Source organism: Janthinobacterium sp. PSRC1-1 (assembly GCF_049897525.1).
In the GTDB taxonomy this organism is placed as follows: Bacteria; Pseudomonadota; Gammaproteobacteria; order Burkholderiales; family Burkholderiaceae_D; genus Janthinobacterium; species Janthinobacterium tructae.
Window position 1 is genome coordinate 258,204 of sequence record NZ_JAFCWK010000003.1, and the last position, 13,633, is coordinate 271,836.

At 64.1% G+C, this 13,633-nt stretch carries 12 protein-coding genes; 7 read left to right on the plus strand and 5 right to left on the minus strand.

The window, feature by feature from the left end:
- Nucleotides 1-123 precede the first annotated feature (123 nt).
- Nucleotides 124-312 (minus strand): beta/gamma crystallin-related protein, encoded by a 189-nt coding sequence (locus ACP7DW_RS07755; protein WP_426054658.1) that lies wholly within the window; start codon nt 310-312, stop codon nt 124-126.
- A gap of 476 nt (nt 313-788) precedes the next feature.
- On the opposite strand from ACP7DW_RS07755, the gene ACP7DW_RS07760 reads away from it, so the two are divergent.
- The 3 genes from ACP7DW_RS07760 to ACP7DW_RS07770 all read left to right on the plus strand — a co-directional run bounded on the left by ACP7DW_RS07760 (nt 789) and on the right by ACP7DW_RS07770 (nt 5,439).
- Nucleotides 789-2,183, plus strand: a complete 1,395-nt coding sequence (locus tag ACP7DW_RS07760; protein WP_426054657.1) for an MATE family efflux transporter — start codon at nt 789-791, stop codon at nt 2,181-2,183.
- Nucleotides 2,184-2,201: 18 nt separating this feature from the next.
- Entirely contained in the window at nt 2,202-3,041 is an 840-nt protein-coding gene (locus ACP7DW_RS07765; RefSeq protein ID WP_426054656.1) for a PhzF family phenazine biosynthesis protein, read from the plus strand.
- 190 nt (nt 3,042-3,231) lie between these two features.
- Nucleotides 3,232-5,439 (plus strand): S9 family peptidase, encoded by a 2,208-nt coding sequence (locus ACP7DW_RS07770; protein ID WP_426054655.1) that lies wholly within the window; start codon nt 3,232-3,234, stop codon nt 5,437-5,439.
- A gap of 72 nt (nt 5,440-5,511) precedes the next feature.
- Here ACP7DW_RS07770 and ACP7DW_RS07775 read toward each other — a convergent pair whose 3' ends face one another.
- From ACP7DW_RS07775 to ACP7DW_RS07785, 3 genes are all read right to left on the minus strand, one after another.
- Complete coding sequence (locus ACP7DW_RS07775) at nt 5,512-5,697, minus strand: CsbD family protein (RefSeq protein ID WP_071079044.1); 186 nt, start codon at nt 5,695-5,697, stop codon at nt 5,512-5,514.
- Between the two features lie 164 nt (nt 5,698-5,861).
- Nucleotides 5,862-6,512 carry a class I SAM-dependent methyltransferase gene (locus ACP7DW_RS07780; protein ID WP_426054654.1) on the minus strand — a complete coding sequence of 217 codons (651 nt, stop codon included), beginning with the start codon at nt 6,510-6,512 and terminating at the stop codon, nt 5,862-5,864.
- Nucleotides 6,513-6,579: 67 nt separating this feature from the next.
- On the minus strand, nt 6,580-8,613 hold the full coding sequence (locus ACP7DW_RS07785) for a M13 family metallopeptidase (RefSeq protein ID WP_426054653.1): 2,034 nt from the start codon (nt 8,611-8,613) through the stop codon (nt 6,580-6,582).
- A gap of 182 nt (nt 8,614-8,795) precedes the next feature.
- Here ACP7DW_RS07785 and ACP7DW_RS07790 point away from each other — a divergent pair, with 182 nt between their 5' ends.
- Entirely contained in the window at nt 8,796-9,623 is an 828-nt protein-coding gene (locus tag ACP7DW_RS07790; RefSeq protein ID WP_426054652.1) for an HDOD domain-containing protein, read from the plus strand.
- Nucleotides 9,624-9,847: 224 nt separating this feature from the next.
- Nucleotides 9,848-10,099 carry a flagellar protein FliT gene (locus ACP7DW_RS07795; RefSeq protein WP_426054651.1) on the plus strand — a complete coding sequence of 84 codons (252 nt, stop codon included), beginning with the start codon at nt 9,848-9,850 and terminating at the stop codon, nt 10,097-10,099.
- 424 nt (nt 10,100-10,523) lie between these two features.
- Here the strand turns inward: ACP7DW_RS07795 and ACP7DW_RS07800 are convergent, their stop codons facing one another.
- Nucleotides 10,524-11,654, minus strand: a complete 1,131-nt coding sequence (locus tag ACP7DW_RS07800; RefSeq protein WP_426054650.1) for a type IV pilus assembly protein FimV — start codon at nt 11,652-11,654, stop codon at nt 10,524-10,526.
- 172 nt (nt 11,655-11,826) lie between these two features.
- On the opposite strand from ACP7DW_RS07800, the gene fumC reads away from it, so the two are divergent.
- Nucleotides 11,827-13,221 carry a class II fumarate hydratase gene (gene fumC / locus ACP7DW_RS07805; protein WP_426054649.1) on the plus strand — a complete coding sequence of 465 codons (1,395 nt, stop codon included), beginning with the start codon at nt 11,827-11,829 and terminating at the stop codon, nt 13,219-13,221.
- A 96-nt stretch (nt 13,222-13,317) separates the two neighbouring features.
- Nucleotides 13,318-13,539, plus strand: coding sequence for an RNA-binding S4 domain-containing protein (locus ACP7DW_RS07810; RefSeq protein WP_071079051.1), 222 nt, complete (start codon nt 13,318-13,320; stop codon nt 13,537-13,539).
- The last annotated feature ends 94 nt before the right edge of the window (nt 13,540-13,633 follow it).

Here is a 13,633-nt window from a genome sequence, read left to right on the forward strand (position 1 = left end):
CTGATGTCAGTGTAGCCATCCGTAGAAAAAACGGTGTAACAAAGTATGGGAAAAGCACAATAAATTGTTACCAAAAGCAATAGCCGGCTCCCGCAGGGACCGGCTATTCTTGCCTGCCCCGCGTCAGCGCACTTCGCGCACCGACGAAATGCGGTTGCTCAGGCGTTCCAGGCTCGCGTACTCGCCGGGACCCAGCGTGCGGCAGCGGCCACGGAAATCCACGTCCTCGCACACTTCCCAATCGCCGGAGCGCACGCGCACGGCTTTGCGTCGTGTCGTTGAAACGGACATCTTCCAGGTCGGCGACGGCATCGCGCACGGTTCGCGAGCGGCCGTGACAATCGTCGCGCGAATACAGGGTCAGTTCGCCGGCGCCGGCCAGTTCGGCCGTCATGGTGGCGCCCGGCAACAGGGCGCAGTTCAAGGCTTTCTTCAACATGGTCTTACTCCATAGTCAGGATAGTACGGTGTGACTATCTGGTCATTTTGCCAGAGAGCGCGCAGTCTATCCGCGACCGGCCAACTTGGAGCCTATCCCAGTAGGGAGCGTCTTCTGCTGGCAGCGCATCAGGAGCGCGGACAAGGCGTGAGGAGGACGCGTGGCGAGCCACGCAACGACGATCAACGCAGTCCCCGCTTCTGAGGGGCGCCAGCAGGGGATGTATTCATCTACTGGGAGAGGCTCTAAGCTGTAACAAATGATTACCGCGCCCGGGCGCCAGGGATGCCGCGGCGGACAAGTACGGCGAATGCCGGTAGAATCTTGTGTTTAGTTAAGCTTGCCACCCATGCCACACACAACCTCGTTCACCCTGCCCGCCGTCCGCACCGAAGTATCGTCATTATGGAAGCTGGCCTGGCCCATCCTGATCGGCCAGCTGGCCACCGTCGGCATGGGCGCGGCCGACGTGGCGATGACGGGGCATACGAATCCCGAGGAACTGGCGGCCGTGTCGCTGGGCGCGGCCATCTGGTCCATCGTGCTCGTCACCGTGAGCGGCATCATGATGGCGATCAATACCCTGGTGGCGCATGAAATCGGCGCCGCGCGCCACGACCAGGTGCCGCACATCGTGCGCCAGTCGCTGTGGAAGGCGCTGCTGGTCGGCCTGGTGGCTTGCCTGCTGACGAACATGGCGGCGCTGGTGTTCGACCACCTGATGCTCGAACCTGCCGTGGCGGCCAAGGCCAAGCTGTTCGTGCACATCATCAGCTGCGCGCTGCCGCCGTTCGCCGCCTACCGCGCGCTGTACGGCTACAGCACCAGCATCAACCAGACCAAGCCCGTGATGGTCATCGCGCTGGCCGCGCTGGCGCTGAACATTCTCGTCAACTACCTGCTGATCTACGGTCACTGGGGCATGCCGAAAATGGGCGGCGTGGGCTGCGCCGTGGCCACCACCTGCTGCGTGTGGATGATGCTGCTGGCCATGCTGGCCTGGATCAGGATCGCGCCCGCCTACCACGCCACGTATCCCTTCACGCACTGGGAATGGCCGCAGATGTCGTCCATCGGCCCCATGCTGCGCCTGGGCCTGCCCATCGGCGTGACCTACTTTGCCGAAGTGAGCGCCTTTGGCGTCATCAGCCTGCTGGTGGCGCGCTTCGGCGTGATCCAGGTGTCGGCGCACCAGATCGCCCTGAATTTCTCGTCCGTCGTCTTCATGGTGCCGCTCACCTTCGGCATCGCGCTGGTGACGCGCGTGGGCCATGCCGTGGGCGAAGCCAATCTGCGCCGCGCGCGCTTCATTTCATGGGTGGGCGTGGCCATGTCGCTGACGGCGGCCATCGTCTCGGCCACCCTGATCACCGTCTTCCGCCACCAGATCGCGCAAGCCTATACGTCCGATCCTCAGGTGCAGGAACTGTGCGCGCAGCTGCTGCTGTTCGCCGCCCTGTTCCAGCTGTCCGACGCCACGCAGGTGGCCACGTCCTGCGCCATCCGCGGCTACAAGGTGACGCGCCAGCCGATGCTGATCCAGTTGCTGGCGTTCTGGGGTTTCTCGCTGCCGATCGGCTATGTGCTGGGCCTCGCGCCGCAAGGCTTCATCTGGTCGCCGGCTGAACCGATGGCCGCCGCCGGTTTCTGGATCGGCCTCGTCACGGGCCTGACGGTGGCCGCCGTGCTGCTGACCTGGTATCTGAACCGGCTGTCGCTGCAGCGCCTGCGCGCCGCCCGATAAGCCGACAAGGAAACCGCCATGCCACAGCCCCGCCCCTTCAGGCAAGTCGATGTCTTCAGCAGCGTGCCCTTCATGGGCAATCCGCTGGCCGTGGTGCTGGGCGCCGATGGCCTCGATGGCGCGCAGATGCAGGCCATCGCGCGCTGGACGGGCCTGTCGGAAACCACCTTCGCGCTGGCCCCGCGCGACCCGGCAGCCGACTACCGCGTGCGGATTTTTTCGCCTGAGACGGAGTTCCCGTTCGCCGGCCACCCGACCCTGGGCACGGCGCACGCCCTGCTCGACGCGGGACTGCGGCCGAAAGGCGCGCACATCGTGCAGGAATGCGGCGTCGGCCTGGTGCCAATTGAACGGCAGGCAGGCGGCGTGCTGGCGTTCCAGGCGCCGCCGTGCACCACGCGCCCGCTCGACCCGGCCCTGCTGCCGCTGCTGCAGGCGGCGCTGTGCGGTGTCCCGGCCGCCGCCGGCAGCGTGGTCGAGATGGGCATCCGCTGGCTGTGCGTGCCGCTGGCAAGCGCCGCCGCCTGCCTGGCCGTGGATGCCGACATCGCGGCGCTGACGGCATTGCTGGCCGCCGCCCGGGCGGACGGCCTGGCGCTGTACGGCGCCCATGCGGCGGGTGGCCCGGCCGACTACGAAGTGCGCGCGCTGCTCAGCGAGCATGGCGCGCTGGTGGAAGACCCCGTCACGGGCAGCGCCAACGCCTGCATCGCGCAGCTGCTGGCGGGCGGCGACTACACGGTCCGCCAAGGCACCTGCTTGCAGCGCGACGGCCGCGTGGCCGTCCATTTCCGCGCCGGCCATGCGTGGATAGGCGGCGCCTGCCTGACGGTGATCAATGGGTCAATATTGGCCTGAGCCAGGAAAAACGCCATGGAATGGGCGGTGACTGGATATTTTTGACGAAGGAAATACGGCCATGACAGTCTTATTCCGTGGCCGGAGCTATCGCATAAACAGGCACGCTCTGGTATCGTCTTACGCTTAGGCAATGCTCAAGCTTGCCTCGACATGCAGTGCCATTCCCCTTCCAACTACCGAGACATCCATGCGTTTTATTTTTTGTTTTCTGGCCGCGATGGCCTGCGTTCCCGCATCGGCTGAAAAGCTGACCCTGGAACGCATTCACGCCGATCCGGCGCTGGCCGGCCCCGGCGTGCGCAACCTGAAGGTCTCGCCCGACGGCGAGCGCGTCACGTTCCTGCGCGGCCGCGCCGACAACCAGTTCCAGCTCGACCTGTGGGAATTCAAGCTGAAGGACAAGAGCACACACCGCCTGGTCGACTCGAAGGCGCTGGTGCCGAATGAAACGATTTCGCCCGAAGAGCAGGCGCGCCGCGAACGCGAGCGCACGGCCAGCCTGAACGGCATTCTCAGCTACAGCTGGTCGCCCGATGGCAAGCAGCTGCTGGTGCCGCTGGCCGGCAATCTGTACCTGGTCGACGCGGCCCATCCGGACAAGGCGCGCCTGGTCGCCAAGGGCAATGTGCTGGACCCGAAAATCTCGCCGAAAGGCCGCTACGTGTCGTTCGTGCGCGATCAAAACATCTATGTGATCGACCTCAAGACGGACAAGGAACGCCAGCTGACCACCGATGGCAAGGGCACGATCCGCAACGGCGAAGCCGAATTCGTGGCGCAGGAAGAAATGGGCCAGCGCACCGGTTACTACTGGGCCCCCGACGATTCCGCCATCGCCTACAAACGCTATGACGAAGCACCGGTGCCCGTCGTGCGCCGCTTTGAAATCTTCGCCGACCGCACCGACGTCGTCGAGCAGCGCTACCCTGCCGCCGGCGACCCGAACGTGCTGGTGCAGCTGCTGATCGTCTCGCCGGAAACGGGCGCGCAGCGCCAGGTGGACCTGGGCACGAACCCGGACATCTACCTGGTGCGCGCCGACTGGAGCGCGGACGGCAAGTCGCTGGTCTACCAGCGCCAGTCGCGCGACCAGAAGACCCTCGATCTGGTGGCCGTCGATGCAGCGACGTTGGCGCAGCGCACCCTGCTGACGGAAACGTCGACAACCTGGGTCAGCATCCATGACGACCTGCGCTTCCTGTCGAACGGTACCTTCCTCTGGTCGTCCGAGCGCACGGGCCGCAACCATCTGTACCTGTACGACATGAACGGCAAGCTGCTGCACCCGGTCACGTCGGGCGCATGGGGCATCGACAGCGTGCTGGCCGTGAACCAGAAAACCGGCAAGGTGTATGTCGCGTCGAACCGCGACGCCGTGATCGACAAGCAGACCTACGCCCTGGCCCTCGATGGCAGCACGGCCGACAAGCCGCAGCGCGTGACGAAAGCCGATGGCTGGCACGACACGACGTTCTCGCGCAATGGCGAAGTCTTCGTCGACACGTATTCCGACCCGGCCACGCCGCCGCAGGTGAGCATCCGCCGCCCGGACGGCGCCATGGTGGGCTGGCTGGAAGAAAATGCGCTCAACGCCAGCCATCCGTATTTCAAGTACAAGGCCGACCACCTGCCAACGGAGTACGGCACCCTGAAAGCCAACGATGGCCAGACCTTGCACTATTCGATCGTCAAGCCGTCGAACTTCGACGCGGGCAAACGCTATCCCGTCTACCTGTCGACGTATGGCGGCCCGCACTCGCAGCACGTGGCGCGCCGCTGGGGCAACAACTTCGACCAGTACATGGCGCAGCAAGGCTTTGTCGTCTTCCGCCTGGATAACCGGGGTTCCTCGCGCCGCGAGCGCGCCTTCACGGACGCCATCTATCACAACCTGGGCGCGGCCGAAGTGGCCGATCAACTGGTCGGCATCGACTGGCTGGGCAAGCAAAGTTTCGTTGACGCGAAACGCATTGGCGTGTTCGGCTGGAGCTACGGCGGCTTCATGACCCTGCGCCTGCTGTCGGCAGCATCCGACAAGATCGCCATGGGTGTTTCCGTGGCGCCCGTGACCGACTGGTCGCTGTACGACACCCACTACACGGAGCAATTCCTCGGCATGCCGAAGGAAAACGTGGACGGCTACAAGGCCAGCACCGTGTTCGCCCACCTCGACGGCTTGAAGTCGCCGCTGCTGCTGGTGCACGGCATGGCCGACGACAACGTCTTGTTCAGCAACAGCACGCGCCTGATCGACGCGCTGGTGAACCGCGGCGTGCAATTCGACCTGATGACGTACCCGGGCGCCAAGCACGGCATCTCGTCGCGCGCGGGCCAGCGCCACGTGTACAAGAAAATTGAGATGTTCTTCAAGCAGAACCTGGGCGTAGCGAAGTAAAGCGCGCCCACAAATGAAAACCGCCGCCTGTCTTGCGACAGGCGGCGGTTTTTTACATTCGTGCTGCCAGAATTATGGCTTGCGGGTGATGGTCTCTACCGCATCCTTGACATCGCCAACCTTCTTCTGCACTTTGCCTTCGACCTGGTTTGCCAGGCCCTTGGCTTGCTGTTCTTCGTTGCCGACGACTTTGCCAGCGGCTTCCTGGATTTTACCGCCGACTTCCTTCAGTTTACCTTCGACTTGATCTTTGTTCATGATGGATCCTCACTGTAGTTGGTACATCTGTTATCCAGCCCGCAAAGGCCGGTACTGCGGCTCACACGCTGTTGCACACTGCTTGCTGCGTGTCGATGTGTCCATAGTACGCAACGAGGATCAAAGGCTCTGTACGGTTCCTAACACAGTGCCAACATCGTCGATCAGGCCTTCAAATCCTTGCGCCACACGGTGGCCAGCCACGGCTGCTGGTCGCGCGGCAAGCCGGGTGGACGGTAGTACTGCTCGACCAGGGTAAAACCGGCGGCCTGCACGTACGCGGCCCATGTCGCTTCGTCGTGGTAGCTGCCATAGCGCGCGCCATTCCAGCCTTCCTGGTTCTGCCCGCGCGGGTTCGAGCTGAACAGTACGCCACCGGGCTTCAGGCAGGCGTACAGGGCGCGCAGCACGCCGGGCAAGACGGCGCTGGGCACGTGGAACAGCACGGCATTGGCGAACACGCCGTCGAAGTGCGCGGCAGGCAGATCGAGGTCGACGAAATCCTGCTGCCACACGGTGCAGCCGCTGTAGGCGCGCGCCATCTCGACGAAGCGGGGGCAGCCATCGACGCCCGTGGCGTGATGGCCCATGGCCGTGAACGCCTTCAGGTCGCGGCCCGGGCCGCAACCGAGGTCGAGAATTTCCAAAGGCGCAGGCTTGCCGATGGCCCCCAGCAGCGCGGCGATGTTCTGGCTGACATCGTGGTCGCGCGTGCCTTCGAAAAACTGCTCGGCGCTGGCATCGTAATGGGCCAGCGTGCGCCCCGTGATGGTGTGGATGGGGTCTTGCTGATCTTGCTGCGGGGTCGGCTTCATGGCGCTCCTGTCATCGATGGGCGCATTTTACGCTGCCGGCCGACTCCCTGGCCGGCAGCGCTTATGCCTACCAGACGCGCACGCGCTGTTGCGGCGCCAGGTACAGCTGCTGCCCCGGCTGGACGTCGAAGGCCCGATACCAGGCGTCGAGGTTGCGCACGGTGGCGGCGCGGTATTGCGCCGGCGCATGGCCATCCGTGAGGATTTGCTGGCGCGCCGCCGCTTCGCGCGCCTTGCTGCGCCAGCTGACGCCGTAGCCGATGAAGAAATCGCGGTCCGCGTTCGCCTGCGCCGGCTTGCCCTGTTGCGACAGCGTGAACGCATCATGCGCGGCCGCCACGCCGGCCAGGTCGGCCAGGTTTTCGCTCAGGGTCAGCTCGCCATTCACTGCCAGGTCGGGAAACGGCTTGTAGGCCGCGAACTGCGCCACCAACTGCTGGGATGCCGACTGGAAATGCGCCAGGTCGGCCGGCGTCCACCAGTCGCGCAGCTTGCCCTGGGCGTCGAACTGCGCGCCCTGGTCGTCGAAGCTGTGGCTGATCTCGTGGCCGATGGTGGCGCCGATGCCGCCATAGTTGGCCGCATCGGACGCCTGCGGGTCGAAAAATGGCGGCTGCAGGATGGCGGCGGGGAAATTGAGCGCATTTTGCAGCGGCAGGTTGACGGCGTTGACCAGCTGCGCCGGCATGGCCCAGGCCTTGCGGTCGGGCGACTGGCCCAGCTTGGCCAGTTCCTGGCGATAGTGAAACTGTTCCGCCCGCTGCACATTGCCCAGCGCGTCGCCGCGCACCACGCGCAAGCCCGCATAGCTGTCCCACCGCTCGGGATAGCCCACGCCCACGTACAGGGTCTTGAGTTTTTCCTGCGCCTGCGCCTTGGTGGCGGGCGCCATCCAGTCCAGCTTGTCGATGCGGCGCGAGAAGGCGGCGACGATATTCGTCACCATGTCTTGCACGCGGGCTTTCGATTCCGGCGGGAAATAACGTTCCACGTACAGCTTGCCGACGGCATCGCTCAGGGCCGCATTCGTCGCCGCCAGCGCCCGCTTGCTGCGCGGCGACTGCTGCGGCGTGCCGCTCAGGGTGCTGCCGTAGAAGGCGAAGTGCTGCCCGGCGGCGGCCTTCGGCAGAATCGTGCTGAAATGGTTGATGGCGTGGAAGGCCAGGAAATCCTTCCACGTGGCCAGCGGCACGCTTGCCACCAGCGCGGCGCTGCCCGTCATGGCCGTCGGATGCCAGACGATGAAGTCCGTCTGCTGGCCCAGCCCTGCCGCCTGGAAGAAAGCTTGCCAGTCCAGCCCCGGCGCCTTGCTGGCGAAGTCGGCGGCGCGCCACGCGTTATTGCCCTTGGCCACATCGGCCGAATCTTCGCGGCTGGCGTGACTGGCGGCAATCTGCTGCTCCAGCGCAAACACGCGCGCGGCGCGGCCCGCCGCATCGCTGTAGCCGGCCTGCCGGAGCATGGCGGCGATATGCGCCTGGTAAGCCGTGCGCAAGCCCTGCATGCGGGCGCTGTCGCCCTGGTAAAAGGCGCGGTCGGGCAAACCCAGCCCGCCCTGCAGCAGGTAGGCCACGTTGCGCGTGGTGTCGTTCAAGTCTTGCGCCACCCACAGGCCGAACAGGTTTTCCGTATAAAAATTGGTGGCGTTGAGCGGGTCGACATCGGCGCGCAAGCTCTCGCCCAGCGCACGGGCCAGGCCCGCCTGGTCGCGTATGCCATTGATCTTGCTCAATAGTGGCTTGATCGGCACCCAGCCTTTCGCTTCGATAGCCGCCTCATCCATCCAGGAACGGTAAAAATCGCTGACCTGGCGCGCGGATGCCTCCGCCTGTGGCGCCGCCGCCAGGCCTTCGACGAGGCCGATGATGCGCTCGTTGGTCGCGTTGGCGAGGATGGCGAACGAGCCCCAGCTGCTGCGGTCGGCGGGAATCTCGGTGCTGCGCAGCCAGTCGCCATTCACGTAGTCATAGAAGTCGTCACCAGGCAAGACTTTGACGGGGACAGCGGCAGTGGCGCCGGCGGCCTGGCCATGCGCCTGGGCCGGCAAACCGGCCAGCGAGACGCCGGCCAGGGCGAGGACGATGGCAGCCTGGACTGGCATACGGGAACAGGAAAAACGCAAACCGTGCATGGCGATCCTTTCGATGAAAATAGCCAAAATCATAGCCTGAAATCATACCTTTTCTGGGCCCGAGAACCATCCCCAAACTTTTTTGCATGCGGACAAAAAATCGGCTTATAGTTGAACGACCCCGTGCCGCGTGTACGCCAAAGGAGATTGCCATGCAACTGGAAGCGCTGTTCCAGCAACCCCACGCCCTGCCTGTCGCCCCGAAGATCGTCAATGAACTGGTGCGCAGTTTCGACAACCCCGCCATTGCCACCGAAGACATCGCGCGCCAGCTGGGAGCGGACCCGGTGCTGAGCGCCAAGCTGCTGCGGCTGGCCAACTCGGCCTATTACCACGTCTCGCGCAGCGTCGGCACGGTGGAAGACGCCGTGCTGATGCTCGGTTTTGTGACCGTGCGCACCCTCGTCATCAGCTCGGGCCTGGTCAGCGGCTACAAGAGCGTGCCCGGCCTGAATCTGCCGCAGTTCTGGCGCTACAGCCTGCACAGCGCCGTGTCGGCCCGCTGGATCGCCAGACAGACGGGCGACAACCAGGACCTGGCGTTCACCGTCGGCATGATGCATGCGATCGGACAACTGGTGATCCATGCCGCCATGCCCGAGCAAGCCATGCAGCTCGACAAGATCGCACCGCCGCTCGATGCGCGCCGGCTGGATGCGGAACGCGTGTCGCTGGGCTATGACTATGCGCAAGTGGGCGCCGAACTGACGCGCCGCTGGAAGTTCCCCAGCACCTTTGCCGAGGCCATCGCCGCCTTTCCCGATCCGCTGGCCAAGATGCCCCTGAACCGCCTGGCCGCCATCGTGCACCTGGCGTCCTGGCGCGCGCGCGTCGAGGAAAATGCGTTGAGCAATGAAGAAATCATCGCCTGCTACCCGAATGAAGTGGCTCAAGCGCTCGATTTGCCGCCGTCCGTGCTGGTGGACAGGATGCCGCCGCCTGCCGAACTGAGCGCGGGACTGGAAGAACTCGTCAAATAAACCGATCGCGGCCGGAATCGTCACCCCAGCATCCATGCGGGTTTTGCGGGCGATTCCGGTGGCCAGGCAAAACCATGCACATTATTTTCACTTTTTTTTCAAAAACACCCTCAAGTTCCCGCTGAACCTGCCGCTAATCTGGACAAGCGGTAATCCATTCACTAGTTACGGGTGTGCTCATGACCTCCAACGACGTTCTCTCGATGTATGAAAATATTGCAGGAATGACCAACAAAATGGTCGTGGCCGCACGTTCGAGCGACTGGGATGGCCTCGATACCCTGGAAAACCAGTGCGCCAGCGCCGCCAGCGCGGCCTTGACGGGCAGCATGCCTGCCCAGGCCGGCGCCTCGCGCCTGCGCAAGATCGACTTGCTCAAGCAAATCCTGGCCAATGACCGCGAAATCCGCGCCATCACGGAACCGTGGATGACGCAGCTGTCGAACATCATGCCGGGATCGCGCGCCCGCATGTAAATAAGCAAGCTTGCCACGCCAGAAACGATAAAAGCACCCGAGGGTGCTTTTTTTACGTCTGCCGCCGTGCCGGGGAGCGCGCCATCTGCGGCACTCAAAAAGCAAGGAGGGGGAATTTGGAAGGCGAACCCCAGGTATCTCCTGGCGTCGCCTCGCTGCCGGTTGCATCCGGCGTTCGCGAGCACATCGTCGGCATCGCAAACCGCTTCCAGTCCCAGGCGTTTATGCAACGCTACACCTGTTTGCCGCGCCACACTATCGTTGGTGACTGCGACAGGCTGGGGCTGTTTTGTCGTAGAGCAAGTCCACTGAGTTAATCATATCACCATCTTTAAAAAATAGGCAACACGATGGAACAGCATTTTTCTGTCTTTTTTGAATATCTTTTTTTATATCAAATTTTTAGCGCGGCCTTGCAGCAGCATTAACGCGAGAACGGCTCCGTTTCCGGCCCGGCGGCCGGCCCTTCCTCCACCGCCTCCGTCAGTACCGGCACCTCTTTCTTGCGGCCGAACGGCTTGCGCAGCAGGACCCAGTATTTCGACGGCGCGCCCGGCCCCGCCACCTGCCTGCGCTTGCGCACGACATACACGATCGCCGCCGTCAACAACAGGAAGGCCACGGTGCCGATACCGAGCCACAGCAAGCCGTTGCCGCCCGTTTTCTTTTCCTTGTCGGCTGCCGGCGCCGCGTGCAGGGGCTGGGGCCGGGCATGCGGCGCCTGCGCCTCGGCCGGCGCGGCAGCCGGCACAGCGGCGGCGGTGGCGGGCAGCGCCAGCGCCTTTTGCAAGGCGCCGATCTTGCCCTCCAATTCACCGAGCTTGTCATTCAGGGCCGCATTTTTCTCATCCAGCGCCACGCACGCTTGCGCCTGCCCAGCATCCACCTGAGGCGCGCAAGCGGCGACGGGCGCCCTGGCGCGGCGCGGCGGCGGCGGACGCAGCGCGGGAGCAGCTGGCGCAGGCACGGCAAGCGGCGGCACGAACACGCGCGCCGGACGCACCAGTCCCTCGGCCCGCGCGCGCGCTGCCAGCGCGGCGGCATCGGGCGGCGGCGTGCCGGACGCAGCGCGCGGCAGCGGCACAGGCACGGGCGCCGGAATGACGGGCCTGACTGGCGTGACCGGCGCACTGGCAGCGGCGACGGCGGCGGGCGGTGCCGGCGTCAGCCACAGCGTACCCAGACGCACGACGGCGCCGCTACCATTACCCAATAACAAATACAAATGTACATGACCGGCCTGAATCGCTTGCCGGGTTGTCACGCGCACATACTGCCGCCCACCGCGTTCCAGCGGGCTGATCATCAAGGTTTGCAAGGCCGGGTCCATGCCGATGCCGCCGCCCCGGTACACATCGGGCGAGGCCAGGCGCACGGCCACGCCGCCGGCCTCTTCGGGAGTCAGGGCCGTCAGTTCGATCTCGGCCAGCAAGGGCTGGCCCACGTGCGACAGCACCGCCATCTCGCCCAGTTCGGCCGCCATCACGGGCGGCAAGACCAGGCTGGCGGCGGCGCACGCGATCAGGGACCAACGGGTAACAATGCTGCTGTGCATGGACTGATCGCTTTGATAACAAGATAGATAAGGGGAACGCGTCTGTCTTTAACGGCAGGAAATCGCAAAAATATAGATGGACCAAGGTAAAAATGATGCAATACAGCATCATCCTGTGTCTTTTTGACGTCTGGAGTACACTCGATCCACCTCCATCGATGAAAGGGATGCCATGAGCAGCAGAATCGAACGCGACAGTTTCGGCCCGATCGACGTACCCGCCGACCGGCTGTGGGGAGCGCAGACACAGCGCTCGCTTGAGCACTTCCATATCTCCACGGAAAAGATGCCGCCTGAACTGATCGCCGCCCTGGCCACCGTCAAGCGCGCGGCCGCCCACGTCAACCTGGACCTGGGCCTATTGGATGGCAAGAAGGCCATCGCCATCACACAGGCGGCCGACGAAGTGCTGGCCGGCAAGCATGACGCGGAATTCCCGCTGGCCGTCTGGCAGACGGGCTCCGGCACGCAAAGCAATATGAACATGAATGAAGTGCTGGCCAACCGCGGCTCCGAACTGATCGGCGGCCTGCGCGGCGCCGAACGCCTGCTGCACCCGAACGACGACGTCAACCTGGGCCAGTCCTCGAACGACATCTTTCCCACCGCCATCCATGTGGCGGCCGCCCTTGCCGTCGCCAACACGGTCCTGCCGCCGCTGCGCCAACTGCGCGCCACGCTCGACGCCAAGGCCACGGAGTTTGCCGACATCGTCAAGATCGGCCGCACCCATTTGCAGGATGCCACGCCCTTGACCCTGGGCCAGGAATTTTCCGGCTATGTGGCGCAGCTGGACTTTGCCGAGCACATCATCACGGCATCGCTGCCGCCGCTGCTGCAGCTGGCCGCCGGCGGCACGGCCGTGGGCACGGGCTTGAATGCCCACGTGGAATTTGCCGGCCGCATTGCGGCGGAACTGGCACGCCTGACGGGCCAGCCGTTCGAGACGGCCAGCAACAAGTTTGCCGCCCTGGCCGCCCATGATGCCTTGGTGGCCGCCCATGGCGCGCTGAAAACCCTGGCCACGGCGCTGATGAAAATCGCCAACGACGTGCGCTGGATGGCGTCCGGCCCCCGTTCCGGCCTCGGTGAAATCACCATCCCCGAAAACGAGCCGGGCAGTTCCATCATGCCGGGCAAGGTCAATCCCACCCAGTGCGAAGCACTGACCATGCTGTGCTGCCAGGTGTTCGGCAACGACGTCGCCATCACGCTGGGTGGCGCCTCGGGTAATTTCGAGCTGAATGTCTTCAAGCCCTTGATTGCGCACAACTTCCTGCAAAGCGCGCGCCTGCTGGGCGACGGCATGCGCAGCTTCGACGAACATTGCGCGCACGGCATCGCGCCGAACCGTGACCGCATCGCCGAACTGATGGAGCGCTCCCTGATGCTGGTCACGGCGCTGGCGCCACACATCGGCTACGACAAGGCGGCGCAAATCGCCAAGCAGGCCCAGCATGAAGGCACGACCCTGAAGCAAGCGGCACTGGCCCTGGGTTATGTAACGGAAGAGCAATTCCATGCGTGGATCGTGCCACTGGAGATGACGCAGCCCAACAAAAGTTAAGGCTCAGCCTGCATTCCCCCTCGCTTCATGTAAACTATGACCTTAGTTGACACTGTCATTCAGTGTTGAAAACACATCGTTGCAATAAGGGATACAATGCAAAAAGTAAGCTTTGATTTAACATCCGAGTTCGTCGAGCTGAACCAGCTGTTGAAGCTGGTCGGCTTGTGCGACAGCGGTGGCGCAGGCAAGGTCATGGTCGATAGCGGCGTGGTGAAGGTCGATGGCAAGAAGGAATTGCGCAAGACCGCCAAGATCCGCGCCGGCCAGGTCGTCAGCGTGGGCGATATCCGTATCACGGTCGTCGCTCCCGCCTGATGCCGGCATGGGGCGCGAAAGCCGCCCCATGCGCCCAGCCCGCCCGGTTGCCTGGATCGAGCTGCGATATGTCGTTATTGTCAGATAAATATCG